At 61.9% G+C, this 25,370-nt stretch carries 28 protein-coding genes; 16 read left to right on the top strand and 12 right to left on the bottom strand.

Annotated features, from left to right (window positions below):
• Positions 1–2: 2 nt before the first annotated feature.
• Positions 3–1,217 carry an aldose 1-epimerase family protein gene (locus tag PFZ56_RS04625; RefSeq protein WP_102862238.1) on the top strand — a complete coding sequence of 405 codons (1,215 nt, stop codon included), beginning with the start codon at positions 3–5 and terminating at the stop codon, positions 1,215–1,217.
• A gap of 4 nt (positions 1,218–1,221) precedes the next feature.
• Here PFZ56_RS04625 and PFZ56_RS04620 read toward each other — a convergent pair whose 3' ends face one another.
• Both PFZ56_RS04620 and PFZ56_RS04615 read right to left on the bottom strand, forming a co-directional pair.
• Positions 1,222–2,715 carry a YifB family Mg chelatase-like AAA ATPase gene (locus tag PFZ56_RS04620; RefSeq protein WP_170002935.1) on the bottom strand — a complete coding sequence of 498 codons (1,494 nt, stop codon included), beginning with the start codon at positions 2,713–2,715 and terminating at the stop codon, positions 1,222–1,224.
• Between the two features lie 178 nt (positions 2,716–2,893).
• Positions 2,894–3,154, bottom strand: a complete 261-nt coding sequence (locus PFZ56_RS04615) for an accessory factor UbiK family protein (RefSeq protein ID WP_072451854.1) — start codon at positions 3,152–3,154, stop codon at positions 2,894–2,896.
• 416 nt (positions 3,155–3,570) lie between these two features.
• On the opposite strand from PFZ56_RS04615, the gene glnK reads away from it, so the two are divergent.
• From glnK to sutA, 4 genes are all read left to right on the top strand, one after another.
• Positions 3,571–3,909, top strand: coding sequence for a P-II family nitrogen regulator (glnK, locus tag PFZ56_RS04610; protein ID WP_002555808.1), 339 nt, complete (start codon positions 3,571–3,573; stop codon positions 3,907–3,909).
• A gap of 33 nt (positions 3,910–3,942) precedes the next feature.
• Positions 3,943–5,280 carry an ammonium transporter gene (locus tag PFZ56_RS04605; RefSeq protein ID WP_102881269.1) on the top strand — a complete coding sequence of 446 codons (1,338 nt, stop codon included), beginning with the start codon at positions 3,943–3,945 and terminating at the stop codon, positions 5,278–5,280.
• A 209-nt stretch (positions 5,281–5,489) separates the two neighbouring features.
• Complete coding sequence (locus tag PFZ56_RS04600; RefSeq protein ID WP_102862235.1) at positions 5,490–5,915, top strand: secondary thiamine-phosphate synthase enzyme YjbQ; 426 nt, start codon at positions 5,490–5,492, stop codon at positions 5,913–5,915.
• Positions 5,916–6,017: 102 nt separating this feature from the next.
• Positions 6,018–6,341, top strand: coding sequence for a transcriptional regulator SutA (sutA, locus tag PFZ56_RS04595; protein ID WP_007926654.1), 324 nt, complete (start codon positions 6,018–6,020; stop codon positions 6,339–6,341).
• Positions 6,342–6,465: 124 nt separating this feature from the next.
• Here the strand turns inward: sutA and PFZ56_RS04590 are convergent, their stop codons facing one another.
• Genes PFZ56_RS04590 through PFZ56_RS04565 form a run of 6 tightly spaced genes read right to left on the bottom strand, consistent with a single transcriptional unit; the run spans position 6,466 to position 11,058 of the window.
• Positions 6,466–7,170 carry an HAD family hydrolase gene (locus PFZ56_RS04590; protein WP_170002937.1) on the bottom strand — a complete coding sequence of 235 codons (705 nt, stop codon included), beginning with the start codon at positions 7,168–7,170 and terminating at the stop codon, positions 6,466–6,468.
• Complete coding sequence (xerC, locus tag PFZ56_RS04585) at positions 7,170–8,066, bottom strand: tyrosine recombinase XerC (RefSeq protein WP_170002939.1); 897 nt, start codon at positions 8,064–8,066, stop codon at positions 7,170–7,172. The genes PFZ56_RS04590 and xerC overlap by 1 nt, the downstream gene beginning before the upstream one ends.
• A 2-nt stretch (positions 8,067–8,068) precedes the next feature.
• Positions 8,069–8,794, bottom strand: a complete 726-nt coding sequence (locus PFZ56_RS04580; RefSeq protein WP_102881265.1) for a DUF484 family protein — start codon at positions 8,792–8,794, stop codon at positions 8,069–8,071.
• Between the two features lie 13 nt (positions 8,795–8,807).
• On the bottom strand, positions 8,808–9,638 hold the full coding sequence (dapF, locus tag PFZ56_RS04575; protein ID WP_102862231.1) for a diaminopimelate epimerase: 831 nt from the start codon (positions 9,636–9,638) through the stop codon (positions 8,808–8,810).
• Between the two features lie 4 nt (positions 9,639–9,642).
• On the bottom strand, positions 9,643–10,890 hold the full coding sequence (gene lysA, locus PFZ56_RS04570; RefSeq protein ID WP_102862230.1) for a diaminopimelate decarboxylase: 1,248 nt from the start codon (positions 10,888–10,890) through the stop codon (positions 9,643–9,645).
• Positions 10,891–10,899: 9 nt separating this feature from the next.
• Entirely contained in the window at positions 10,900–11,058 is a 159-nt protein-coding gene (locus tag PFZ56_RS04565) for a lipoprotein (RefSeq protein ID WP_082729310.1), read from the bottom strand.
• A 239-nt stretch (positions 11,059–11,297) separates the two neighbouring features.
• On the opposite strand from PFZ56_RS04565, the gene cyaY reads away from it, so the two are divergent.
• The 3 genes from cyaY (at position 11,298) to rnk (ending at position 12,424) form a co-directional block, all read left to right on the top strand.
• Positions 11,298–11,630, top strand: coding sequence for an iron donor protein CyaY (gene cyaY, locus PFZ56_RS04560; protein WP_102862229.1), 333 nt, complete (start codon positions 11,298–11,300; stop codon positions 11,628–11,630).
• A gap of 4 nt (positions 11,631–11,634) precedes the next feature.
• Positions 11,635–11,868 carry a DUF1289 domain-containing protein gene (locus PFZ56_RS04555; protein ID WP_102862228.1) on the top strand — a complete coding sequence of 78 codons (234 nt, stop codon included), beginning with the start codon at positions 11,635–11,637 and terminating at the stop codon, positions 11,866–11,868.
• Between the two features lie 142 nt (positions 11,869–12,010).
• Complete coding sequence (rnk, locus tag PFZ56_RS04550) at positions 12,011–12,424, top strand: nucleoside diphosphate kinase regulator (protein WP_011064182.1); 414 nt, start codon at positions 12,011–12,013, stop codon at positions 12,422–12,424.
• Positions 12,425–12,431: 7 nt separating this feature from the next.
• On the opposite strand, the gene PFZ56_RS04545 is transcribed toward rnk, so the two are convergent.
• The 3 genes from PFZ56_RS04545 to PFZ56_RS04535 all read right to left on the bottom strand — a co-directional run bounded on the left by PFZ56_RS04545 (position 12,432) and on the right by PFZ56_RS04535 (position 16,169).
• Complete coding sequence (locus PFZ56_RS04545) at positions 12,432–15,278, bottom strand: class I adenylate cyclase (RefSeq protein WP_170002941.1); 2,847 nt, start codon at positions 15,276–15,278, stop codon at positions 12,432–12,434.
• A 167-nt stretch (positions 15,279–15,445) separates the two neighbouring features.
• Positions 15,446–15,691, bottom strand: coding sequence for a TIGR02647 family protein (locus PFZ56_RS04540; protein ID WP_025130885.1), 246 nt, complete (start codon positions 15,689–15,691; stop codon positions 15,446–15,448).
• Positions 15,692–15,884: 193 nt separating this feature from the next.
• Complete coding sequence (locus PFZ56_RS04535; RefSeq protein WP_102862226.1) at positions 15,885–16,169, bottom strand: hypothetical protein; 285 nt, start codon at positions 16,167–16,169, stop codon at positions 15,885–15,887.
• Positions 16,170–16,294: 125 nt separating this feature from the next.
• Here PFZ56_RS04535 and PFZ56_RS04530 point away from each other — a divergent pair, with 125 nt between their 5' ends.
• Positions 16,295–16,942, top strand: coding sequence for a glutathione S-transferase (locus PFZ56_RS04530; protein ID WP_102862225.1), 648 nt, complete (start codon positions 16,295–16,297; stop codon positions 16,940–16,942).
• Positions 16,943–17,002: 60 nt separating this feature from the next.
• Here the strand turns inward: PFZ56_RS04530 and argH are convergent, their stop codons facing one another.
• Positions 17,003–18,397 (bottom strand): argininosuccinate lyase, encoded by a 1,395-nt coding sequence (argH, locus tag PFZ56_RS04525; RefSeq protein ID WP_102862224.1) that lies wholly within the window; start codon positions 18,395–18,397, stop codon positions 17,003–17,005.
• A 624-nt stretch (positions 18,398–19,021) separates the two neighbouring features.
• Here argH and PFZ56_RS04520 point away from each other — a divergent pair.
• The 7 genes from PFZ56_RS04520 to rsd all read left to right on the top strand — a co-directional run bounded on the left by PFZ56_RS04520 (position 19,022) and on the right by rsd (position 25,347).
• Complete coding sequence (locus PFZ56_RS04520) at positions 19,022–19,768, top strand: LytTR family DNA-binding domain-containing protein (RefSeq protein ID WP_102862223.1); 747 nt, start codon at positions 19,022–19,024, stop codon at positions 19,766–19,768.
• A 126-nt stretch (positions 19,769–19,894) separates the two neighbouring features.
• Complete coding sequence (gene hemC / locus PFZ56_RS04515) at positions 19,895–20,836, top strand: hydroxymethylbilane synthase (RefSeq protein WP_102881262.1); 942 nt, start codon at positions 19,895–19,897, stop codon at positions 20,834–20,836.
• A complete protein-coding gene (locus PFZ56_RS04510; RefSeq protein ID WP_170002943.1) occupies positions 20,833–21,600 on the top strand; it encodes a uroporphyrinogen-III synthase in 768 nt (255 codons plus the stop codon). Before hemC ends, PFZ56_RS04510 begins: the two co-directional genes overlap by 4 nt.
• A 17-nt stretch (positions 21,601–21,617) precedes the next feature.
• A complete protein-coding gene (locus PFZ56_RS04505) occupies positions 21,618–22,757 on the top strand; it encodes a uroporphyrinogen-III C-methyltransferase (RefSeq protein WP_170002945.1) in 1,140 nt (379 codons plus the stop codon).
• On the top strand, positions 22,754–23,992 hold the full coding sequence (locus tag PFZ56_RS04500) for a heme biosynthesis protein HemY (protein WP_110652920.1): 1,239 nt from the start codon (positions 22,754–22,756) through the stop codon (positions 23,990–23,992). Before PFZ56_RS04505 ends, PFZ56_RS04500 begins: the two co-directional genes overlap by 4 nt.
• A 166-nt stretch (positions 23,993–24,158) precedes the next feature.
• A complete protein-coding gene (locus PFZ56_RS04495; protein WP_170002947.1) occupies positions 24,159–24,680 on the top strand; it encodes a disulfide bond formation protein B in 522 nt (173 codons plus the stop codon).
• Between the two features lie 208 nt (positions 24,681–24,888).
• Positions 24,889–25,347 carry a sigma D regulator gene (gene rsd / locus PFZ56_RS04490; protein ID WP_170002949.1) on the top strand — a complete coding sequence of 153 codons (459 nt, stop codon included), beginning with the start codon at positions 24,889–24,891 and terminating at the stop codon, positions 25,345–25,347.
• Positions 25,348–25,370: the final 23 nt, after the last annotated feature.

Here is a 25,370-nt window from a genome sequence, read left to right as displayed (position 1 = left end):
CGATGAAGTCCCTCAAACTGCTTGTCTCCCTCGCTGCGCTGAGCGCCGCTTCCCATGCCATGGCCTGGGACTATGTATTGCTCGACAGCGACAAGGCCGCCGACAACCTGCACCTCACCAGCCAGCAACTGGGGGTAAAGACCGAGCGGCCCTTTTCCGTGACCTTGCGCACCTTGCATGGCGGTCGCCAGGAAGGGGTGAGCATCATCGACATCGACAATGGCGTGATGAAGCTCTCGGTGGTGCCGACCCGGGGCATGAATGTGTTGCAGGCCTCGGTGGGCGATGTGCGCCTGGGCTGGGATTCACCGGTCAAGGAAGTGGTCAATCCGGCGTTCATCGAACTCAATGGCCGTGGTGGCCTGGGCTGGCTGGAAGGCTTCAATGAGCTGGTGACGCGCTGCGGCTACGAGTGGGTCGGGCACCCTGGCCTGGACAATGGCGAGTTGCTGACACTGCATGGCCGCGCGGCGAACATTCCCGCCAGCAAGGTCACCCTGCATATCGACGAGAAACCGCCTTACGCCATTCACTTGCGGGGCGAGCTCAAGGAGCAGGCGTTCAAGAAGGTCGATTTCAGTGTCGCCACCGAACTGGTTACCGAGCCCGGCAGCACCAGTTTCACCCTCAATGACCGGTTGACCAACAACGGTGATTATCCGAAGGAATACCAGGCGCTGTACCACAGCAACTTCAGCACGCCGTTCCTTGAGCAGGGGGCCAAGTTTGCGGCACCGGTGAAACAGGTCTCGCCCTTCAACGACAAAGCCAAGGCCGATCTGGCGGACTGGCAGACCTATCGCGGCCCGACCCGCGACTATGACGAGACCGTCTACAACGTCGTGCCTTATGCCGACGCCAAGGGCGAGACCCTGGCGGTGCTGCATAACAAGGCGGGCAGTCTCGGCGTATCGCTGGGCTTCAATACCCAGCAGTTGCCGGTGTTCTCGCTATGGAAGAACACCGACACCCAGGGCCAGGGTTATGTGACGGGACTGGAGCCGGGCACCAGTTTCTCTTACAACCGCCGCTATCAGCGTCCGCTGAATCTGGTGCCGACCATCGGCGCCAAGGAGCAACGGCAATTCCAGATCCGCTACAACCTGCTGGCGGACAAGGCCGCGGTGGATGATGCGCTGAGTCTTGTCGGCAAGATTCAGGATGGACGCCAGACCGAAGTGCGCCCCACGCCGCTGGTGGATCTGTCCAAGGAGTGACCCTTCAACCTGTGCTCGGCCGGTAATGCAGGGCTTCTGCCAGATGCTCGCGGTTGATCCGTGCCGCCTGCTCCAGGTCGGCCAGGGTCCGGGCCACCTTCAGCAGGCGGTGGGCGGCTCGTAGCGATAGGTCCAGGCGTTCGCAGGCCGCCTCCAGCCAGCGTTCGTCTGCCGTGGATAGCCGGCAATGGCGCCTCAGACCGGGGAGGTCGAGATGGGCATTGGCGCAACCCTGGCGTTGCCGTTGCAGCTCGCGAGCTTGAGCCACCCGAGCGGCGGCGCTGGCACTGTCGTCCCCCGGTTGCGGCTCGGGGTTCAGGGCGGTGGCTTCGCGGGCTACGGTCAGGTGCAGGTCGATGCGATCGAGCAAGGGGCCGGACAGCTTGTTGCGATAGCGCTGGATCTGTTCCGGTGTGCAGCGGCACCGTCCGTTGGGGTCGCCAAGGTAGCCACAGGGGCAGGGGTTCATGGCGGCTACCAGTTGGAAGCGCGCCGGAAACTGTAGCCGGTCGCGGGCGCGAGAGATGACGATCTGGCCCGACTCCATGGGCTCGCGCAGAACCTCCAGGACCTTGCGGTCGAACTCCGGCAGTTCATCGAGAAACAACACACCATGATGGGCCAGGGTGATTTCTCCCGGACGAGGTTTCGAACCGCCACCCACCAGTGCAGGGCCTGATGCCGAATGATGGGGCTGGCGGAAGGGGCGCTGCGGCCAGTGGCGCAGCGGCTTGTGGCTGCTCACCGATTGAATGGCTGCGACTTCCAGGGCTTCGTCTTCCTGCAAGGGTGGCAGCAGGCCGGGCAAGCGACTGGCCAGCAAGGTCTTGCCGGTGCCGGGCGGGCCGCTGAACAGCAGGTTATGGGCGCCGGCGGCAGCGATCAGCAGGGCACGCTTGGCAGCCAGTTGGCCCTGGACTTCCCGCAGGTCGGGGTAGGGCGTGTGATTCTCCTGCAAGCCGTCGCTGACGTAAGCCGCGATGGGGGCGTGACCATTGAAGTGGGCGACGGCCTCCAGCAGATGGTCTACGGCGATCACCTCCAGGCCCGAGGCCAGGCAGGCTTCCTCGGCATTGGCCCGGGGCACCAGCAGGGTGCGTCCGGCCTTGCGTGCCGCCAGCGCGGCCGGGAGCACACCGCGCACCGCTCGCACCTCGCCGGACAAGGCCAGCTCACCCAGGCATTCGATGTTGTCCAGCGCCAGGGCCGGCACCTGCACGCTGGCGGCGAGGATGCCCAGGGCGATGGCCAGGTCGAATCGTCCACCGTCCTTGGGCAAGTCCGCGGGTGCCAGGTTGAGGGTGATGCGTCGCGGCGGGAAGTTGAATCCGGCGTTGAGGATGGCGCTGCGCACCCGGTCCTTGCTTTCCTTGACTGCGGCTTCCGGCAGTCCGACCAGGGTCAGGCTCGGCAGGCCGTTGGCCAGGTGCACTTCAACGCTGACAGCCGGAGCCTGTACGCCCACTTGGGCACGGCTGTGGATGATTGCCAGGGACATGGGGAGATCTTCCTTGAGACAGCGGGAACCGCGTCCTGCGGTGCTGCAAGGATAGATGAGGGCTTTGGCGGGAGGAGCTTTGAATGCGCACAGGATATGTCGCCGGCGCTATGGCTTTCGTTGGCAAACCGGCTCCAGGTTTGTAGGAGCCGGCTTGCCGGCGAATCGCGGGCTCAGCTCATTGCGCTGCCGGATTGAGCCGGGCTTCCAGCTCCGCCACTTTGGCCTCCAGGCTTTCCAGGCGTGCCCGGGTGCGGGCCAGGACCACCATCTGGCTGTCGAATTCTTCCCGGCTGACCAGGTCCAGCTTGCTGAAGCCGCTTTGCAGCAGGGCCTTGAACTGGCTTTCGATTTCATTGCGAGGCAGAGGTGTTTCACCGCTGAGCAAACGCGAGGCGTGGCCGCTCAGGGCATCGAGAAGGTCTTTGGGCGCGAGCATGGGAGTGTCCTGAATAGCAGATGGGCCGCAGTGTATCACGCACGGCTCAAGGGCTTGGTGGTGCTCGCTCTGCACGTTTTTCGCGCATCCGGGCGGGCGCTCGCGCACCGTTATTGTGCGTATCCGCGATGCCGATTGGTGGCAAGCCCGGACGGCCGTGGGCAAGGGACTGAAATCACTGATTTTTCCCGAGCTGGCAAGCTTTCTGCTTAGACCTTGGTGACCCATGCACTGATGCAGTCGCTGTGACGAATGCAGTGCGGCAGGCGGAGCGGGGAGTGTTTCGTCAGAAGCGGTTAGCTGGCGTCGGTCTGGCTGAGGAAGGCCGACGATGCGTTACAAAGCCAGGCACTGCGCTTAGACTTGAGTCGGGTTTGTTTTCCTGGGGCAAGTCCACCAATTCGGGAGAGAGTTTCATGAAGCTAGTCACTGCCATCATCAAGCCGTTCAAGTTGGACGACGTGCGCGAGTCGCTGTCCGAGATCGGCGTGCAGGGCATTACCGTCACTGAGGTCAAAGGCTTCGGCCGGCAGAAGGGTCACACCGAGCTGTATCGCGGTGCGGAGTATGTGGTGGATTTCCTGCCCAAGGTGAAGATCGATGTCGCCATTGACGACAAGGATCTTGACCGGGTTATCGAGGCGATAACCAAGGCCGCCAACACCGGCAAGATCGGTGACGGCAAGATCTTCGTGGTCAATCTGGAACAGGCTATTCGCATCCGTACCGGCGAAACCGATACCGACGCAATCTAAGCCGCCAAACCCAACGCCCCAGGAGAAAACAATATGACTCTGCGTAAATTCGCAGGGCTAGGAGCCCTTTTGTCCCTCGTAATGCCTGGCCTGGCCATGGCGGCAGACGAAGTGGCAGCTCCAGTCCTCAATTCCGGCGACACCGCCTGGATGCTGACTTCCACAGCCTTGGTGCTGTTCATGACCATTCCTGGCCTGGCGCTGTTCTACGGCGGCATGGTGCGGTCGAAAAACATTCTTTCAGTGCTGATGCAGTGCTTTGCCATTACCGGCCTGATCAGCATTCTGTGGGTCATCTATGGCTACAGCATTGCGTTCGACACGACGGGCATGGAACAGGGCGTCGTCAACTTCAACTCCTTCTTCGGTGGCCTGGGCAAGGCTTTCCTGGCGGGCGTGACCCCAGCCAGCGTAACCGGCCCGGCGGCGCTGTTCCCTGAAGCGGTGTTCATCACCTTCCAGATGACTTTCGCCATCATCACTCCGGCGTTGATTGTCGGTGCCTTCGCCGAGCGGATGAAGTTCTCCGCCATGCTGATCTTCATGGGCGTCTGGTTCACCCTGGTGTATGCACCGATCGCGCACATGGTCTGGTCCGGCAATGGCGGCCTGATGTGGGACTGGGGCGTGCTGGATTTCGCCGGCGGCACCGTGGTCCACATCAATGCCGGTATCGCAGGCCTGGTGGCGTGCCTGGTACTGGGCAAGCGCAAAGGCTTCCCTACCACGCCGATGGCTCCCCACAACCTGGGCTATACCCTGATGGGCGCGGCCATGCTGTGGGTCGGTTGGTTTGGCTTTAACGCTGGTTCCGCTGCTGCGGCCAACGGTACTGCCGGCATGGCCATGCTGGTGACTCAGATCGCTACTGCCGCCGCGGCTCTGGGCTGGATGTTTGCCGAGTGGATCACCCACGGCAAGCCAAGCGCGCTGGGTATCGCTTCGGGCGTGGTCGCCGGCCTGGTAGCCATCACTCCGGCCGCGGGCACCGTTGGCCCGATGGGCGCCCTGATCATCGGCCTGGCCGCTGGCGTGGTGTGCTTCTTCTGTGCCACCAGCCTCAAGCGCAAGCTGGGTTATGACGACTCCCTGGATGCCTTCGGCGTTCACGGCATCGGCGGTATTCTTGGCGCGATCCTCACCGGTGTGTTCGCCGCTCCATCTTTGGGCGGCTTCGGCACCGTGACCGACATCGCCGCGCAAGTCTGGATTCAGTGCAAAGGTGTGGGCTTTACCGTGATCTACACCGCGATCGTGACCTTCATCATTCTCAAGGTTCTGGATGCCATCATCGGGCTTCGGGTTACCGAGGAAGAAGAAGCGGTCGGCCTCGATCTGGCACAACACAACGAGCGGGGTTACAACCTGTAATCGCGTCTGAAAAAACGCCCGGCTCCGGCCGGGCATTTTTTTGCCTGGCGTTTGTCATTGAGAAAGGCTGAATGGATTTACTGACAAGCATTGGCGTGTATGCCGTGGCGATTTCCAGCAGGACAAATGCTTACACTAAAGCAGGATTATTCGGCGCTTTGTTTTTTCCCTGAGCGCGCTAGAATGCGCGCCGAAGCGTGGAGATCGGTATGTGGCAACAGACCCTGATTACCCTGCGGGCCAGGCCCCGGGGCTTTCATCTGGTGACGGACGAGTTGCTCGCCGGCCTGCCTGAGTTGAGGGCATGTCGGGTTGGTCTGCTGCATTTATGGCTGCAACATACCTCGGCCTCGTTGACCATCAACGAGAACGCCGATCCGGCGGTACGGCGTGACTTCGAGCGTTTCTTCAACACCCTGGTGCCTCAAGGCATGGCCGGGTACGAACATGACGACGAGGGCGCGGACGACCTTCCGGCGCACTTCAAAGCCAGTTTGCTAGGCTGTCAGCTGACTTTGCCGGTAGCGGCGGGGCGCTTGGCGCTAGGCACCTGGCAAGGTGTTTATCTGGGCGAGCATCGCGATCATGGCGGTGCTCGCAAAGTCCTTGCCACCCTGCAGGGTGATCGGGCATAAGCCGCTGAGTATCAGTGGACGTTGATTTTTTTCCGGCAGCCTTCGACAGTCGGCGCAGCTGGGCTATAACTAATCTGCTTTTCGCAAGTCATGAGGTAGAACATGAGCGACGATGATCTGGAAAACGACGACCTCGAAGTAGGTGACGAAGACGAAACCGAAGAAGGTCTTGAAGCGGCCGCCGACGATGTGGCGGAAGACGACGGCAGTGATGTTCCTGCTCCGACCGCCAAAGGCAAGGCCAAGGCCGCCGTCTCGGTAGACGAGCTGCCGAGTGTCGAAGCCAAGAACAAGGAGCGTGATGCACTGGCGCGTGCCATGGAAGAGTTCCTGGCCCGTGGCGGCAAAGTGCAGGAAGTCGAGGCCAATGTGGTCGCCGATCCGCCCAAGAAGCCGGATAACAAGTACGGCAGCCGGCCTATCTGAGCCTTGTTACTTGCTTGCTGAAAAAGCCCGCCGTCGCTGCGGGCTTTTTCATGGGCGCGTGCCGGGTAAATGGCGCTGCGTGGCGGCGATCGCGAGCAAGCTCGCTCCTACAGAACGAGCCGCATCAGGTGCCGCTGTGCCAGCGACCCAGCAGTGCTGGCAGTTCTTTGAGGCTGCGAATCTCGGCATCAGGGGCGCGCTCGGCTTCCCAGGCCTTGCCCGCAGGATTGAACCAGATGGCCCGCAGGCCCGCCTGCTGGGCGCCGGCAATGTCGTCGCCCGGGTGATCGCCGATATGCACGGCGGTTTCGGCCGTTGCGCCACCGCGCTGCAGGGCTTCATGGAACAGCCGGGCATCCGGCTTGGCGACCCCAATGTCTTCGGCGCACAGGGCGAACTTGAAGTAGTCCGCCAGACCCAGGCGACGCACGTCGGCATTGCCGTTGGTGACGACCCCTAGGGCGAAATGATTGGCCAGGGCCTCCAGGGTCGGCTGAACCTCGGGGAAGATGTCCAGCTGATGCCTGGCATGCAGGAACACTTCGAAGCTCTGGTCGGCCAGCTGGCTGGCTTGGCTGTGCTCATACCCGGCCTCTTCCAGGGCATGGAACAGCACCCGGCGGCGCAGGGCGCTGATCCGATACTTGAGCGTCGGCTCGTCCTGCAGCACACGTTCGCGAATGGCCCACAGATGCTCCACCGGCACGCCGCCGAGATTCGGTGCGTGCTCGGTCAACCACTGGCGCAGGGTGGCTTCGGCGCTGACGATCACCGGCGCGGTATCCCACAGGGTGTCGTCGAGGTCGAAGGTGATCAGCTTGATGGTCATTACTCACCGCCTTTGTTGCGTTTGGCCCGTGGATGGGCGCTGTCGTAGACCGCTGCCAGGTGCTGGAAGTCCAGGTGGGTATAGATCTGTGTGGTCTTGATGTCCGAATGCCCCAGCAACTCTTGCACGGCTCGCAGGTCCTGGGAGGACTCCAGCAAATGGCTGGCAAAGGAATGGCGCAGCATGTGCGGGTGCAGGTTCTGTCCCAGTTCCCGCTCGCCGGCGGCCTTGACCCGCAACTGAATGGCTCGTGGCCCCAGGCGGCGCCCCTTCTGGCTGACGAACAGGGCGCCGTCCGGCGGGTTGCTCAGGGCTCGCAGCGGCAGCCACAGCGTCAGGGCTTCCCGGGCCTTCTTGCCCACCGGCAGCACACGGGTCTTGCTGCCTTTGCCCAGCACCTGCACCAGGCCGTCGGCCAGATCCAGCTGTTCGAGGTTCAGGCTGGTCAGCTCGGAGAGACGCAAGCCGCAGGAGTAGAACAGTTCCAGGATCGCCTGGTCGCGATGGGCCAGGAAGTCGTCTTCTACCGCGCCGTCGAGCAGTTGCAGGGTGCGATCGGTATCCAGGGTATTGGGCAGGCGACGTTCGCCCTTGGGCGGTGCCAGGCCGTTGGCCGGGTCGTGATCGCACAGCCCTTCGCGGTTCAGGTAGTGATAGAGCCCGCGCACGGCGGACAGAAGGCGTGCCAGGCTGCGTGATGACTGACCTTGCTGGTGCAGGCGGGCAATCATGCTGCGCAAGCCCTGGATATCCAGGTCGGTCCAGCTGCGCACCTGCTGCTTTTCACAGAATCCCAACACCTTGTCGAGATCGCGCCGGTAGGCCAGCAGGGTATGGGGCGACACCTGGCGCTCACTGCGCAGGTGTGCGCAGTAGGCATCCAGTTGCTGCTGCATGGTCAGCGTACCGAGCGCAGCGAGTGAGTGAAGCGCGGCAGCACGCGGCCGGTGACTTCAGCGATGTAATTGAGGAACAGGGTGCCCACCGAGCTCTTGTAGTGCTGCGGGTCACGGCTGGCGATGGCCAATACACCGTGCATGCCCTGGTGCGCCAGGGCGACTACCGCAGTGGAGCCGATCTGCTTGCGCTGTTCTTCGCCGAAGAGAAAGTCCAGTTCGTGCTCGCGCAGGCTTCCACTGACACTCTTGCCTTCTGAAAGCAGGCCACCGATGGCGCCTTGGGCTTCGGCGGCGGAGACCCAGCGCCCTACCGGCATGGGGCTGTCGCTGAACAGAATCAGGCTGACGAAGGGCACCTGGAAATCCTGGCGCAGGCTGTCTTCGACACTCATCACCACCTCTTCCAGGCTGGTGGCGTCCATCAGGGCCAGGATCAGGCGTCGGGTCTTGTCGAACAGCCGGTCGTTGTCCCGGGCCACGTCCATCAATTGCGACAGGCGATGGCGCATCTCGATGTTGCGCTCGCGCAGGATCTTCATCTGCCGCTCCACCAGCGATACGGTGTCGCCGCGCTGGTGCGGAATGCGCAAGGCCGGGAGCAACTCGTCGTGCTCGACGAAGAAGTCCGGATGGGCCTCCAGGTACGCGGCGACGGCGGCTGCGTCCAGGTCGGCAGAAGGCGTTGGGTCGGGCTTTGCGGCGGGAGCCTGCGGCTGATCAGTCATGGATTTCGCTCACTTAAAGACGCACCTGTCCTTCGTATACGCGCACTGCCGGACCGGTCATCATCACCGGTTGGCCAGGGCCTGCCCATTCAATGGACAGGCGCCCGCCCGGCAGGTCGATCAATAGGGGCGAATCCATCCACCCCTGGCTGATCGCGGCCACTGCGGCTGCGCAGGCGCCGGTACCGCAGGCCTGGGTTTCCCCGGCGCCACGTTCCCAGACCCGCAATTGCGCGCGTTGACGGTCCAGCACCTGGAGAAAGCCGACATTGACCCGCGCCGGGAAGCGCGGGTGATGCTCGATCTTCGGCCCCAGTTCGTGTACCGGCGCGCTGTTGATGTCATCCACCCGCAACACGGCGTGAGGGTTGCCCATGGACACGGCGGCCAGCTCGACCTGCAGGCCGTCGACGTCCAGCGTGTAGCTGTCGGCCTGGGCCGGGGCCTGGAACGGAATGTCCGCCGGCACCAGGCGCGGAGCCCCCATGTTGACGCTGATCTGTCCGTCGTTGCGTACATCCAGTTCGATGACGCCGCTCTTGGTCTCGACGCGGATCTGACGCTTGGTGGTCAGGCGCTTGTCCAGTACGAAACGGGCGAAGCAGCGGGCGCCGTTGCCGCACTGTTCCACTTCGGAGCCGTCGGAGTTGAAGATCCGGTAACGGAAGTCCACGTCCGGGTTGCTCGGGGCCTCGACGATCAGCAGTTGATCGAAGCCGATTCCGGTATGGCGATCACCCCATTGTTTGGCGTGCTTGGGCAAAATATGCGCGTGCTGGCTGACCAGGTCGAGAACCATGAAGTCATTGCCCAGGCCATGCATCTTGGTAAAACGCAGCAGCATGGTCTTACTCCGGCAGCAGGCTTTCGCCAGCGAATAACTCGGCTACCGTCTCGCGGCGACGCACTTCAACAGCCTGGTCACCATCGACCAGTACTTCAGCGGCACGGCCGCGGGTGTTGTAGTTCGAGCTCATGACGAAACCATAGGCACCAGCGGAATGCACCGCCAGCAGATCGCCCTCGGCCAGGGCCAGGTTGCGTTCCTTGGCGAGGAAGTCGCCGGTTTCGCAGATCGGTCCGACGATGTCGTAGGTGCGGGGTTCGGCATCCCGCGGCTGGACGGCACTGACATCCATCCAGGCCTGGTACAGCGCTGGGCGGATCAGGTCGTTCATGGCGCCGTCGACGATGGCGAAATCCTTGTGTTCGGTGTGCTTGAGGTACTCGACACGGGTCAGCAGTACACCGGCGTTGGCCACGATGAAGCGGCCCGGTTCGAACACCAGGGCCAGGTCGCGGCCATCCAGGCGTTCACGCACGGCCTTGATGTAGTCGGCGGCCAGTGGCGGCTCTTCGTCGCGATAACGCACGCCCAGACCGCCACCCAGATCGATGTGGCGCAGGTAGATGCCGCATTCTCCAAGACGATCCACCAGATCCAGCAGGCGGTCGAGGGCGTCGATGAAAGGCGCCAGGGTGGTCAGTTGCGAGCCGATGTGGCAGTCGACCCCGACGATATCCAGGTTCGGCAGCTGCGCGGCGCGGATGTACACGTCCTCGGCAGTCGCAATGTCGATGCCGAATTTGTTTTCCTTGAGCCCGGTGGAGATATACGGGTGGGTGCCGGCATCGACGTCGGGATTGACTCGCAGCGAGATTGGCGCGCGAACACCCAGTTCGGCGGCCACCAGCTGCAGGCGCTCAAGCTCTTCTGCGGACTCGACGTTGAAGCAATGGACGCCCACTTCCAGGGCTCGGCGCATGTCGTCACGGGTCTTGCCGACACCGGAAAAGACAATCTTGTCGGCTTGGCCGCCAGCCGCCAGGACGCGCTCCAGCTCGCCCCGGGAGACGATGTCGAAGCCTGCGCCCAAGCGCGCCAGGACATTCAGCACACCCAGGTTGGAGTTGGCTTTTACCGCGAAGCAGACCAGGTGCGGCATGCCGGCAAGCGCCTCGGCATAGGCCAGGTACTGGGCCTCGATGTGCGCTCGGGAGTAGACGTAGGTCGGCGTGCCGAAACGCTCGGCAATGGCGGACAGGGCTACGCCTTCCGCGAACAGCTCACCGTCGCGGTAGTTGAAAGCGTCCATGGTGAGCCCTTAGTAGGTGTCGTGCTTGTGCGACTTCGACTGCGATTTCGCCTGTTCTTCTGGGGATTTGCTGTCATCGGGCAGATACAGCGGGCCTTTCTGGCCGCAGGCGGTAACAAGGCAGGCAACCGCGACGAGCGCAGCAAGGGAAGAGATCAGGCGCTTCATGGCGAAATCCTTGAGAATGCGTAAATTGCGCCCGAGTATACCGGCCACCCGGCAGCTTGCCTATGCAGCGTAACTCCCGTCCAGCGGGCCTTTGCCAGGGGCTGCTCAGAGGCTTTGGTCGGCTTCCGACACAATGGGCGTCGCATTTATCCGCCTGTTCGGTATCCTTTGCATTCGCCGGGGAGCGTCCGTATCTTGCGGCGCTTGAGCGTGAGTAGACACTTTTTGAGGTTCCTGCAATGAGTTTGACCGAAGCCCGTTTTCACGACCTGGTGGACGCCACCCAGCAGACGCTGGAGGATATTTTCGATGAAAGCGACCTGGACATTGACCTGGAAAGCTCCGCCGGAGTGCTCACCGTCAAGTTCGACAACGGCAGCCAGGTGATCTTCAGCCGCCAGGAACCTTTGCGCCAGCTATGGCTGGCCGCCCGCTCCGGTGGTTTCCACTTCGACTACGACGAGGAAAGCGAGCGCTGGATGTGCGACAAGAGTGAAGAGCAGCTGGGGGAGATGCTGGAACGCATCGTTCTCGAACAGGCGGATATCAAGCTCGATTTCGAAGGGCTCTGAGGTCGTGACTCAGCCTGCCGCAGCCCGACCGCCCAAGCCGCTCTACAGTAATGTCAGCCCGGCGGTCAGTTCGCCGTGCATCAGTCTGTGCCGTCTCGATGAGGAGAAGGTCTGCCGCGGCTGTTTCCGCCATGTGGAGGATATTCGCGAGTGGCGTTCGGCCGATGACGAGCGGCGGCGAGTGATCTGCGCACAAGCGCTGCAGCGCAAACAGAGCGGTACAGCCGGGGGACTTTAGGTTCGTACTGGTACGGTTTGTTTATTCAGTGTGCTGTGATAGTGTCCGACTTCGCCTCGCTACATCGAGGCCGGTGAGAACCCCGTCTTATTTGGCGGGGTTTTGCTTTTTTGTGCAGAAAAAATAGGAGTCAGCCAGGATCATGAGTACTGCACCATCCATCATCCTTACCCGCCTTGACGTGCAACGTCTGGAGCGCCTGATCGACAGCCTGGACGACTCGCTGCCAGGCGTCATTGCACTGCAAACCGAGTTGGATCGTGCCGAAACGCTGGTGGGTCACGATGAAGTACCGGCCGGTGTCGTAACCATGAACTCGCGTGTGCATTGCCGTGAGGAAAGCAGTGGCAAGGACTATCACCTGACCCTGGTTTATCCACAGGACGCCAACGCCGACGAAGGCAAGATTTCGATCCTTGCACCCGTGGGCAGCGCCTTGCTGGGCTTGCAGGTGGGTCAATACATCGACTGGCCGGCGCCGGGTGGCAAGACCCTGAAGCTGACTCTGCTGGAAGTGGAATACCAGCCGGAAGCCGCGGGCGACTACCACCTCTGATTTGCGGCTAGACCTGCTCGAGCGCGTCGTTCAGTGCGCGCTCCAGGCTGGCCTTGTAGCGCAGATACACAATGCTCGAACTTTGCATATCACCGAGCAGGCCGGACAGGTCCAGGTCGGTGATGTAGCAGCGATAGCGTTCCGGTTCACGGCGCTGTCCGACGATTTCTTGGGCCACCGCGCTGAATAGCTGGTTGCCATATTCCAGTTCGGAAAACTCCCGTTGATTGCAGTACAGCGAGACTTGCACCTGGCCAGGTGCAGCCTTGCCGATGATCGCCTGCACGTCATAAAAGGCCTTGTCCACAGGGGTCGCAGGTGCTGGTCGCGGCTCTACCCGGCGCGCCCGACCGGTGCCTGAGGGCAGTATCTGCAAGTAGAGTGTGTCCAAAGGTTTCTCGCCCTGGCTACTGTCCATCGACTGTAGCGCTTCACGGCGGTAGAGGATCGACTGCAGGAAGCGCTGCAGGGGCACCAGCAGGCTTTGTTCGTCGTGGTACGGCAGGGTCTGCTGCCACAGGGCGTTGTGCTCATCGAGGATATAGAGTTCGGCGTGCTGCTCGATGATCCGGTAGAACACCTGAATGCAGTCTGGCTGGCCCATGGGCAGGATCAGCGCCAGGTCGTGATCTTCCAGGGCCATGGGATCGAGGTGCAGGGGGCTATAGCGGGCTTGCTCCTGGCCCAGGTATTCAAGCAGTGCGGCGGGTGTCGCCATGGCCCGATGCCGAACCTGGCCGGGTACCAGTTCGAGGACGTGAAAGTGCTGCTGGACCTGGATCAGGTAGCGGTAGTTGAGCTGACTGAGCAGGAGGTGGTGCGCGGTTTCGAACAGCTCCTCCACCCGCCGAGCGATGAACTGTGCGCGGTTGTGGCAGAAGCAGCGGACCCGCAACCGTGGTTGTGAGTCGGACGGCAGGTTATTGAGGTAGTCCCGCAGGCATTCGAGCAAGGCATGTTCAGCGTCATAGCGCCCGACCATGACCTCGTTCCAGCTATTGAGGGTGACCTGATCCAGGGTCAGCACCAGGTTTTCCCGCACCCCGGCGTAGCTCAGGGAGTCGGTGCGCTCGGTGGTCATGAGAATGTTCAGGTCGCGGTGATGCTTGAGCGGGTCGACTCCGACGTTCACCAGGATCAGCACTTCGCCGGGTACGCTGGCATGCAGCAGCTGGTCTTCGTCGACGGTGGTCAGTGGCAGGGCCACCGTCTGTTGCAGGCTGCCGAGCAAGTTGAACAGCTCGAACTCGCTCAGGTCGCTGCTGCCAGGGTGCAGCGCCAGGCGCGTGCTGCTATCGATCACCCCATTGCGATGGCACCAGGTCAGCAGCTCAAGCAATTCACGGCTGCGCTTGATAGGCGCGAAGTGCTCCCACTCCAGGGCGGTCAGATTGCCGTTGTACAGGCCCCAATGAGTCTGCCCTGGTTCTTTCTTGTTCGGCGATTGCACCAGGGTCAGGGTGTCTTCCGCGAGGTCCGGGGCGATACCGGGATTGATGAACTCGATTTTTCCCGCCTTGCGTTCGAATGCTGCGTACAGGCGTCGGCCCAGCACGTTCAAGTCGCGCTTATTGATCAGGCTGGCGGCCTGTTCGGTGCGGGCGAACTGGGTCAGGAAGCGGTAGCTGTAGTTGAGCTCGTTGACCAGCGCCCGGCGCTCGCTGCTGACCTGGCGCACTTTCCATTGGCTGCGACTGTCCAGCAGGGCCAGCTGGCGCTGATCCCAGCCCCATTCGCTGGCCAGGCGCTCAAGCAGTGCCCGCTGCCAGCTCGGGCTGCGAGCGCCATTGCCGCTGGAAAGCTTGCGGTTGACCTTGAGGTACAGGCTGCGCCGTACCAATTCCAGACGCTCGGGCTCGCCACGGGCCTTGAGGTATTCCTCGATGCGTCGGTAAACCACGATATAGGGGTCGAGCTCGTCCAGGTCCAGGCGGTTGGCGAACACCGCCTGCTTGAAGCGCAGGCTCAGGCACTGGACCCTGGGATGCTCACTGGCGTAGACCTCGATCAGCAGCAGCTTGAGTACTGATTTGTAGGGGGACTCGATGCCCTTGAACAGCTGCCAGAGTCCGGCTCCGATGAACTCTCCGGGCGGAATGCGTGCCATGTGGCCCAGGTCCAGGTTCTCTTCGGCGGGTACGAAGCGCTTGGAGAGCAGGGTGTGGATGTAGCGCTCGTAGCGGGACTCCTCGTACACCGGCACCAGCCACCACAACGGCGTGCGTCCGGCCAACCAGATGGCGGTGCGGTAGAACTCGTCGAGCAGCAGGTAGTGCTGGGTGGTGCCGCAATCATCCGAACTCAACTGTGTATCCCGCTCGCCGCGGACAAAACGGCTGGGGTCGATCAGGAAAAAGTGCGCCTCGGCGCCCTGGCCCGCGGCCCAGACTTCCAGCAACTGGCATTTCTTCTGCAGTTCGGCCAGCTCGGTTTCGCTCAGGTCCGGCGCATGGCACACCCAGACATCCATGTCGCTCTGGTCCGCCTGGGCCAGGGTGCCCAGGCTGCCCATGAGAAACAGGCCGTGGATAGGTCGAGGTGGATTGCCATGACGAGGCTTGTAGGAAAAGGAGCGGGTCAGGCGCTGGGCTTCAGCCAGGGCTTGCGGGTCGGGCTCGTAGTTGGACAGTCCCGCCGGGGTAGCGCCGGAAACGTAGCCGGGCAGCAGTGGATGATTGACGTGAAAGAACAGTGGCAGCAGGTTGAGGACCAGCTGCTGGCGTGCCGACAACCCTTCCATTGCCCGAGCCATGCGTCCGGCATTGAGGGTGAGAAAACGCGCGCGCAGTTGACTGAGAACCTTGCGATCGATTCCTTCATCCAGATCGGGACGGATTTCATGGGTATGGGGCATTTCAAGCTGAGCTCGAACGTGGCGGTTTGAGGACGGCAGCAGTTTATCGTCAGACAAGACCGAGCCTTAAGCTGATTTTGTTTTTTGACGCCAGATTTCTAGCGTATTGGCGGGAGGGTGCCTACGGAATCCGACAGACGGGAACCCCGCAGGCCGAGGAACGGTGTTCAGGCGGTTTCTTTGACGCTCAGGATGGTCAGCAGGCCTTGGGCATGTTCAGCAGCATCCCGGCCAAGGCTGGTCAGGTAGCCCCCATCGGGCTGGGTAATCAGTTCTTTGTCAAACAGGCGTTGGGCGGCGGCGATGGCAGAAGGGGCGGCAGTCTGATGGATTTTCAGGCCTTCCTGGGAGTTGTCCAGGTTGAAGAGTGCAAGGATTTCCAGTTCGGCAACCAACTCAGGGGTATACGACATAAGGACTCCAGACTTTCTAGGAATGAGAGGTCAGCGTTCTTAAGGTGACCGCAGAACGGCGGCGTGTCCAGCATTCGCTGAGGACTTTTGTACCTGGGGGCAGCGGTCTTTGGCCGCAGGGTGCCTGCAGTGTAGTCAGGTCGGGAGTGGCGTGCCGGAGCGTTGCTGCGGGCAGCGCTCCGGTAGTACCGGCTTACTGCTTCTCTGGAGGCAGTTCCGGCAGGGCGCGCAGCGCGGCTTCGTACCATTGGGTATCGAAGGCGCGGTCTTCCTCGAGGATCGCATCGATCTCGACAGCCAGGACGTGGGCCATCAGGTTGAGGATTTCTTCCCGCTCGTAACCCACCAGAGTCAGCTTATTGAAGGTGGCCTTGGCTGCTGGCGGATTGTCGCTTTCGATCTGGTTCTCGATCGCTTCGATCAGGGTGTTTTCGGCGAACTCTTCTTCGTCGTTGTCGATATCGGTTGGCTCGCTCATGGCAGGCTCCTCAAGGAAAGGTCGCCAGTTTACTCGTATTCAGAGGCTGGATGCTGCTGGTCAGAAGTGGATTAACCTTCTATAAAAAGTCCTGCCGACCCCCTGCACGGCCTGGAGGCTATGGGATGTTCAAGCTTTATGGCTTCGCCATCAGCAACTACTACAACATGGTCAAACTGGCCCTGCTGGAAAAGGGCCTGCCCTTCGAGGAGGTGTTGTTCTACGCCGGCCAGAGCCCCGAGGCGCTGGCCATCAGTCCCCGGGGCAAGGTTCCGGTGCTGGAAGTGGAGCAGGGCTTTATCAGTGAAACCAGCGTGATTCTCGATTACCTGGAGCAGGTCCATCCCGAGCCGGCGCTGCTCCCGGGAGATGCCTTCGAGAGGGCACAGGTGCTGGCACTGGCCAAGGAGATCGAACTCTATATCGAGCTGCCGGCCCGAGCCTGTTTCCCCGAAGTGTTCTTCGGTGCAACGCTGCCCGAGGCCATCAAGGAAAAGGCTGGAGTCGAATTGCTGCAGGGTTTTGCCGCATTGCGCCGGCATGCTCGGTTCGCGCCGTATGTGGCGGGTACCAGCCTGAGCGTGGCGGACCTGTATTTCCAGTACAGCGTGAACCTGGCCCTGGTCGTTGGGGACAAGCTGTTCGGGATCGATTTTCTGGCCGATATGCCAGAGGCCAGGGCTCTGTTGGAGCGCCTGGAACAGACGCCCAACGCCAGGCGGATTGCCGCTGACAAGGCTGCGCTGATTACCGCCAGGCGATCGGGGCGCTAGCGTCGGGTAGCCCGCTTGCAGGGACCGGCAGAAGGGTTGCCGGCCCCTACGGCCAGGGGCTTAGCGGCTGGCCAGCAACGCCTGGCCGCGAGCCACGGCAGCCCGGACCTGGGCTGGAGCGGTGCCGCCGATGTGGTTACGGGCATTCACCGAACCTTCCAGGGTCAGCACGGCAAACACGTCCTGCTCGATCTGGTCGCTGAATTTGCGCAGTTCTTCCAGGCTCATTTCTGCCAGGTCCTTGCCAGTCTCCACACCGTACTTCACGGCATGGCCGACGATTTCGTGGCAGTCACGGAACGGCAGGCCACGGCGCACCAGGTAGTCCGCCAGGTCGGTGGCGGTGGAGAAGCCGCGCAGGGCCGCTTCACGCATGATGGCGTGCTTGGGCTTGATGGCCGGGATCATGTCGGCGAAGGCCCGCAGTGAGTCGCGCAGAGTGTCGGCAGCGTCGAACAGCGGTTCCTTGTCTTCCTGGTTGTCTTTGTTGTACGCCAGGGGCTGGCCCTTCATCAGGGTCAGCAGGCCCATCAGTGCGCCGAACACTCGGCCGCTCTTGCCCCGCACCAGCTCTGGTACGTCGGGGTTTTTCTTTTGCGGCATGATCGAGCTGCCGGTGCAGAAGCGGTCCGGCAGATCGATGAACTGGAACTGCGCGCTGGTCCACAGCACCAGCTCTTCGGAGAAGCGCGACAGGTGCATCATTGCCACGCTGGCGGCGGCGCAGAATTCGATGGCGAAGTCACGGTCGGAGACGCTGTCCAGGGAGTTGCCGCCCACGGCTTCGAAGCCCAGCAGCTGGCAGGTCAGCTCGCGGTCGATGGGGTAGGTGGTGCCGGCCAGCGCAGCGCTGCCCAGGGGCATGCGGTTGGTGCGCTTGCGGCAGTCCACCAGGCGCTCGTAGTCGCGGCTGAGCATTTCGAACCAGGCCAGCATGTGGTGCCCGAAGGTCACGGGCTGGGCGGTCTGCAGGTGAGTGAAGCCCGGCATGATGCTTTCGGCTTCGCGCTCGGCCAGCTCCAGCAGGCCTTTTTGCAGGCGGGTGATCTCGGCCAGGATCAGGTCGATTTCGTCCCGCAGCCACAGGCGGATGTCGGTGGCCACCTGATCATTGCGGCTGCGTCCGGTGTGCAGCTTCTTGCCGGTGATGCCGATGCGGTCGGTCAGGCGCGCTTCGATGTTCATGTGCACGTCTTCAAGGTCCACGCGCCAGTCGAAGCTGCCGGCCTCGATCTCGCCCTGGATGGTCTTCAGGCCGTCGATGATGCTGTCACGCTCGGCGTCAGTGAGCACGCCAACCTTGGCCAGCATGGTGGCATGAGCGATGGAGCCCATGATGTCGTGGCGATACAGGCGCTGGTCGAAAGTGACAGAGGCGGTGAAGCGGGCGACGAAGGCGTCGACGGGTTCACTGAAGCGGCCGCCCCAGGACTGATTGGTCTTGTCAGTGCTCATGAATTCGCTCGTGATCTGCTGAAGGAAGATGGCGTAAAAAACAGGCGCCGATAATAACAGGGTTGCCTGGGCTGTCGCTGGCACTGGTCGGCAGCTTTTTTCTCCGGGCCTGTGCTGCGTGGCTTGTCGCCGGTCCCGAGGGCGCAGAGACTGAGGTCGGCACAATCCAGAGTGGATCAGGACAGGGGGGCCTTGAGTGCGGAAGGTGATATCGATCAAACGATATTTATCGATTGAGCAATATCGTCTTGGCAACCGTCTACAGTTGGACAGGAGGACCGGCACAATTGCGTAACACCCCTCGCGTGTTCGCAGTGAGTCTGTCCATCGAGTTCACTCCGCGCAGGTCCATGCAACTCGCCCACGAAACGAGGCGGGTGCGGCCAGGGTGGACACCGACCACAGTAACGAGGGGGGCTTTGTGTTGAATACCAGCATTCCCTGCAACGCCGTCGCGCATCCACCGACCTTGGGCGGTATCGGGCAGGTCCGGGTAAATATTGGTGCCCGACTTGCGGCACTTTTTGGCCTTCGCACTAGTCTTATCGTGGATCGCCGTGACGGACGTCACTCCACCTGTCTACGCTATCCTTGTGCGAGACTCACGCAGGAATCCAGCGCAATATGAATGTCCTGATCGTTGATGACGAACCCCTAGCCCGCGAGCGCCTGAGCCGGATGGTCAGTGAGCTTGAGGGATACAGTGTCCTGGAGCCCAGCGCCACCAATGGCGAAGAGGCACTGAGCCTGATCGACAGCCTGAAGCCGGATATCGTCTTGCTCGATGTCCGCATGCCGGGTCTGGACGGTCTGCAGGTCGCCGGAAAATTGTGCGAACGCGAGACGCCTCCGGCGCTGGTGTTTTGCGCGGCCCCGGACGAATTCGCCTTAGAGGCCTTCGATGCCAGCGGGGTCGGGCACCTGGTCAAGCCCGTGCGCCCAGAACTGCTGCTGGAGGCGCTGAAAAAGGCCGAGAAGCCCAATCGTGTGCAGTTAGCGGCCCTGACCCGGCCGGCGGCGGAAAGCGGCAATGGCCCGCGTAGTCACATCAGCGCCCGCACCCGTAAGGGTATCGAGCTGATTCCTCTGGCTCAGGTGGTGTATTTCATTGCTGACCACAAGTATGTGACCTTGCGCCACGAAAGCGGCGAGGTGCTTCTGGATGAGCCATTGAAGGCATTGGAAGACGAATTTGGTGAGCGCTTTGTGCGTATTCACCGCAATGCGCTGGTGGCCCGAGAGCGGATCGAACGACTGCAGCGTACGCCCCTGGGACATTTCCAGCTGTACCTCAAGGGGCTCAATGGTGATGCCCTGATCGTTAGCCGACGCCATGTGGCGGGTGTGCGCAAGATGATGCAGCAGCTCTAGACCGCGACTCAAGGCCCACAAAAAGGCAAGCCTGGCGTCGGGAGGGCGCTGCGTTTCTGATACAAGTCAAAGCTGCTTTGGCTGAGCTGTTATTATCTGCCGTATCTATTCAGTACGGATTGATCCATGTCCTCTCGCGAAATCCGCATCGCTACCCGCAAAAGTGCACTGGCCTTGTGGCAGGCCGAATACGTCAAAGCCCGTCTGCAAGAGGCCCATCCGGGCCTCGTCGTGACCCTGGTGCCCATGGTCAGTCGCGGTGACAAACTGCTGGACTCGCCCCTGTCGAAAATCGGCGGCAAGGGCCTGTTCGTCAAAGAGCTGGAAACCGCACTGCTGGAAAACCAGGCCGACATCGCTGTGCATTCGATGAAAGATGTGCCCATGGACTTTCCCGAAGGCCTGGGGTTGTTCTGCATCTGCGAGCGTGAAGATCCACGTGACGCCTTTGTTTCCAATACCTACGCCAGCCTTGAGCAATTGCCGGAAGGCAGCGTGGTGGGTACCTCCAGCCTGCGCCGCCAGGCTCAACTGCTGACCCGTCGGCCTGATCTGCAGATTCGTTTTCTGCGGGGCAACGTCAATACTCGGCTGGCCAAGTTGGATGCCGGTGAGTACGACGCCATTATCCTGGCCGCCGCCGGCCTGATCCGTCTGGGCTTCGAAGACCGCATCAGTTCGTCCATCAGTGTCGATGAGAGTCTGCCCGCCGGTGGCCAAGGCGCAGTCGGCATCGAGTGCCGTAGTGCCGATACTGAAATTCACGCGTTGCTGGCGCCTCTGCATCATGCCGACACAGCCAGCCGGGTGACTGCCGAGCGAGCGCTGAACAAGCATTTGAACGGTGGCTGCCAGGTTCCGATTGCCTGCTACGCGGTGCTCGAAGGCGATCAGATCTGGCTGCGTGGCCTGGTCGGCGAGCCTAGCGGTGGCCTGTTGTTGAGCGCGCAAGCGCGTGGCCCGCGAGCGTCGGCTGCTGAACTGGGGGTGAAGGTGGCAGACGACCTGTTGGCCCAGGGCGCCGATGACATCCTGCGCGCGGTCTACGGCGAGGCGGGCGAAGAGTGATCGGGTGGCGCCTGCTGCTGACTCGGCCGAGGGAAGATAGCGCTGCGTTGGCAGCGACCCTGGCTGAGGTCGGTGTCTTCAGCAGCAGCCTGCCGCTACTGGAGATTCAAGCCTTGCCTGTCAGCGATTCGCAGCGGGCGATCCTGCTGGAACTGGATCGTTACTGTGCGCTGATCGTGGTCAGCAAGCCTGCCGCGCACCTTGGCCTTGGCTTGCTGCGAGCCTATTGGCCTCAGCCTCCCGCTCAAAGCTGGTTCAGTGTCGGTGCCGGTAGCGGGCAGATCCTTGCGGATGCCGGTCTGCAAGTTTTCTACCCTCAAACAGGTGATGACAGCGAAGCCTTGCTTGAACTTCCCCAATTGCGCGAGGCTATCCGGCGGCCTGAGCCACGGGTGCTGATCGTCCGTGGAGAGGGCGGTCGCGAGCTGCTCTCTGAGCGCTTGCGTGACCTAGGTGCTAGTGTCGATTATCTGGAACTCTACCGTCGGTGCCTGCCGCATTACGCCAAGGATGCGCTGCTTGAGCGGATTCAGGGGGAACGCTTGAACGGCCTGGTGGTCAGCAGTGGACAGGGTTTCAGCCACTTGCAGCAGTTGGCCGGCCCAGCCTGGTCGCAGTTGGCGAAGATGCCGTTGTTTGTTCCAAGCCCCCGGGTCGCCGAAATGGCACGTGCCGCCGGGGCGGAAAAAGTTGTGGATTGTCGCGGCGCCAGTGCCGCGGCTTTGCTAACGGCGTTACGGGAGCAACCCGTGCCCGTTCTCTAAACGCAAAGGATGGATACGTGAGCGAAACAGCCTTGCCTAAAGATGAAGTGCGGCCGGTGCCTGAAGCACCTGCCGAGCCCACGACCCCAACCGTTGAGCGTCGTGGCAACGGGTTGGCGATACTGGCCCTGCTGCTGGGGGCGGCGGGTGTCGCCGCTGGCGGCTGGGGGATCTGGCAGGTGCGCAGCCTGCAAGCCAACAACCAGCAGCAACTGAGCCAGCTGCAGGCCTTGGGGGATCAGGCGCAGAGTTTCAAACTCAGTGAACAGCGCCTGAGTGCACGCCTGGAACAACTGCCGGCAGCCGATGAGCTGGAGGACCGGCGGCGGCTGGTGGCCCAGTTGCAAGGTGATCAGCAGCGCTTGAGTCAGCGCTTGGAAACCGTGCTCGGCGCCAGCCGCAAGGACTGGCGCCTGGCCGAGGCCGAGCATCTGCTGCGTCTGGCCAGTCTGCGTCTGTCTGCACTGCAAGACATCAGCAGTGCTCAGGCACTGGTCCAGGGCGCAGACGATATCCTGCGGGAGCAGAACGACCCGGGCTCTTTCGCTGCACGCGAGCAATTGGCCAAGAGCCTGGCGGCTCTGCGCAGTACCGAGCAACCAGATCGCACCGGCCTGTTCCTGCAACTGGGAGCCCTGCGTGATCAGGTCCTTGAGCTCAGCGCCGTGGCTCCGGAGTACAAGGACCGCGGCGAGTCACTGCTGGGGCTGACCGCCGACGGTGACGGCGCGAGCCGCTGGGCGCAGTGGTGGGATCAGATCTCCCGCTATTTCCGCATCGATTTCAATGCCGACAAGAACATCCGTCCGTTGCTGGCCGGCCAGGGGCTGACTCAGGTACGCCTGGCCCTGAGCCTGACGTTGGAGCAGGCACAGTGGGCCGCCTTGAATGGTCAGGCGGCGGTCTATACCCAGGCACTGACCGAGGCACGTGATGTACTGACCAGCAACTTCAATCAGGACAATCCGCAAAGCAAGATCATGCTTGAGCGCTTGTCCGAACTGAGCAAGCAGCCCGTGACTGTTGTCACCCCGGATCTGGCCAAGACCCTGAGCACGGTCCAGGCCTATCTCGAGCGGCGCAATCTGAACGCTGAAGATTCAGTCAAGCCTCTGGCCAAACCTGCGGCGAACACCGCCCAGGAGACGAGCCCATGAAGCGCGTCTATGTGATCGTTCTACTGCTCATTGCAGCCATCGGCCTGTTAGGGTTGGCCATTGCCGAGCATCCCGGGTACGTGCTGATCGCCTACAGCAACTTCCGCTATGAATCGAGCCTGTGGGCAACCCTGGCCCTGGTGGCGCTGATCTGGTTGGTGATCTGGGGCATCAAGCTGCTGATCGAATTGGTGATGGTCTCTGGTGGTGTGGTCAATCCCTGGTCGCGGCGCAATCGGAGTCGCCGGGTACAAATCGCCATCGAGCAGGGCCAGATGGACCTTGCCGAAGGTCGTTGGGCCAGCGCGCAAAAACACCTGCACCGTGCTGCAGAGGCCGAACGTCAACCACTGTTGTATTACCTCGGTGCGGCCCGCGCCGCCAACGAGCAAGGCCACTATGAGGAGTGCGACCAGTTGTTGGAGCGGGCACTGACTCGCCAGCCCCAGGCCGAGCTGGCGGTCGCCTTGAGTCATGCCCAGTTGCAGACCGACCGCGGTGATACCGAAGGTGCCCTGAGCACCCTGCAAGCGATGCATGAGCGCCATCCCCATAGCGTTCAGGTCCTGCGCCAGTTGCAGCGCCTGCATCAACAGCGTGGTGACTGGTCGGCGCTGATCCGTTTGCTGCCCGAGTTGCGCAAGGACAAGGCCCTGCCGGCCAGCGAGTTGCAGGAGCTGGAGCGTCGCGCCTGGGGTGAGAACCTGACCTTGGCGGCACGGCGCGAAGAGGATCAGGTGGCAGCCCTGCAGTCTCTCAATCGAGCCTGGCAGCAACTGACTTCGGCCCAACGCCAGGAGCCACAGCTGGTGCTGGCCTACGCCGAACAACTGCGTCAGCTGGGGGCGGGAGCCGAGGCTGAAGAGGCCCTGCGCACAGCCCTCAAGCGCAAATATGAAAGCCACCTGGCACGGCTTTACGGATTGGTGCGCGGCAGCGATCCATCGCGCCAGTTGCAGACTGCCGAGCACTGGTTGAAGGAGCATGCGGACGACCCGAGTTTGCTGCTGACCCTGGGCCGTCTGTGTCTGCAGAACAGTCTGTGGGGCAAGGCCCGGGACTACCTGGAAAGCAGCCTGCGACTGCAGCGCAATCCTGAAGCCTGTGCCGAGCTGGCTCGTTTGCTGGCGCAACTGGGTGATACCGAGCGCAGCAACCAGCTGTTCCAGGAAGGCCTGGGAATGCTCGACGAGCGCCTGCTGGCGTCACCGTTGCCGGTTCCGGTACGGATCTGAAGCGTCTTCAGGGCCGGTTGCCGGTTGCAGGCAACCGGCCTGTTTTTATTTGGGGTTGATGGCTCATTCACGGTTGATTGTCGATCCGCTGCGGCATAGCGCTTCTTGAAAGGAGCGAGCGCTTTCTCTACCGTGGCTGCCTGTTTCTCTCCGTTACGGATATCTCATGTCGCTGGCCGGCTCTCGCTTGCTGTTCTCCCTGGTGTTCCTGGTGGGGGCTTTTGCCTCGTGGGCGGCGTTCAACCTGCAATCCGGTGGTAGCCTGGAATCCTGCACCTTGTGGGGCGTGCAACGCTTGCTGCTGATGATGTTCGCTGGCGTCAATCTACTGGCTGTGGTGCAGGGGCCGGGGCGCATGGGACGAGCTGTCTACTGGGCGCTCAACCTGATACTGGGCCTGTTCGGGGTGATCACTGCCGGGCGTCATGTGTTGTTGCAGAACATTCCTTCCGAGCAACTCCTGGCCTGCCTGCCGGACATGCCGTTCATGTTGCGCAACCTGTCCTGGTGGCAGGCACTGCAATTGACCTTCGTGGGGACATCGGACTGCGCGGAGGTCACCTGGACCCTGCTCGACATGAGTCTGCCGGAGTGGAGCCTGCTGTTTTTCGTGATCATGCTGATCTTCAGCGGCTACCGTCTGCTGCGCCTGTTTCGAGCCACTCGCAAGGCTGCAGCGTTGCCCTGAGTCATGGTTTGGTGGGAGGGCGCGGATTAAACGCTTGTATGAACTTTATCTCCTGCGTACCTTGATGCTGTTGTCGAGCGGGCATAATCTGGCCCGCACGCGTCACTGGAATTATGTTGCTCGATGCTGTTGCGCCTGACCGGATCCAGAGTCTCCAGAAGGGGGGCGGCGGGCAAGCGGCATGACCCATAAGGGAAGAGAGATCACCATGCTCGAAAGTTGTCAGAATGCTCAGGAACGCTGGGGTGGAGTGCATCTGCTGATCGACCGCTGGTTGCAGGAGCGTCACGAACTGGTTCGAGCCTATGATGCGTTGGGTGCCGAGCCCGAAGCCCTGAGCGAGAGCAAGAAATCGCTGCAGGAATTCTGCGGGATTCTGGTGGACTACGTTTCCGCCGGTCATTTTGAAATCTACGAGCAGCTCACCAGCGAAGCCAAGGCCTTTGGCGACAAGCGCGGGCTTGAGCTGGCCGATACCATCTATCCGCGTATTGATGTGATCACTGAAAAGCTCCTGGCGTTCAACGACCTGTGTGATGCGGGTCAGTGTGTGGCGCAGAAGTTCAAGGAGCTGGGCGGCCTGTTGCACGAACGCTTCGAACTGGAAGATTGCCTGATCGAAGTGCTGCATAACGCCCACAAGCAGGACGCGGTGGCTCAGGCCTGAAAACAGGGCGGAGCAATACGAGA

The sequence above is a fragment of the Pseudomonas danubii genome (assembly GCF_042980055.1).
Classification (GTDB): domain Bacteria; phylum Pseudomonadota; class Gammaproteobacteria; order Pseudomonadales; family Pseudomonadaceae; genus Aquipseudomonas; species Aquipseudomonas danubii.
The sequence above is the reverse complement of the archived record's forward strand: the minus strand, read 5'-3'. Positions and strand labels throughout refer to the sequence as shown.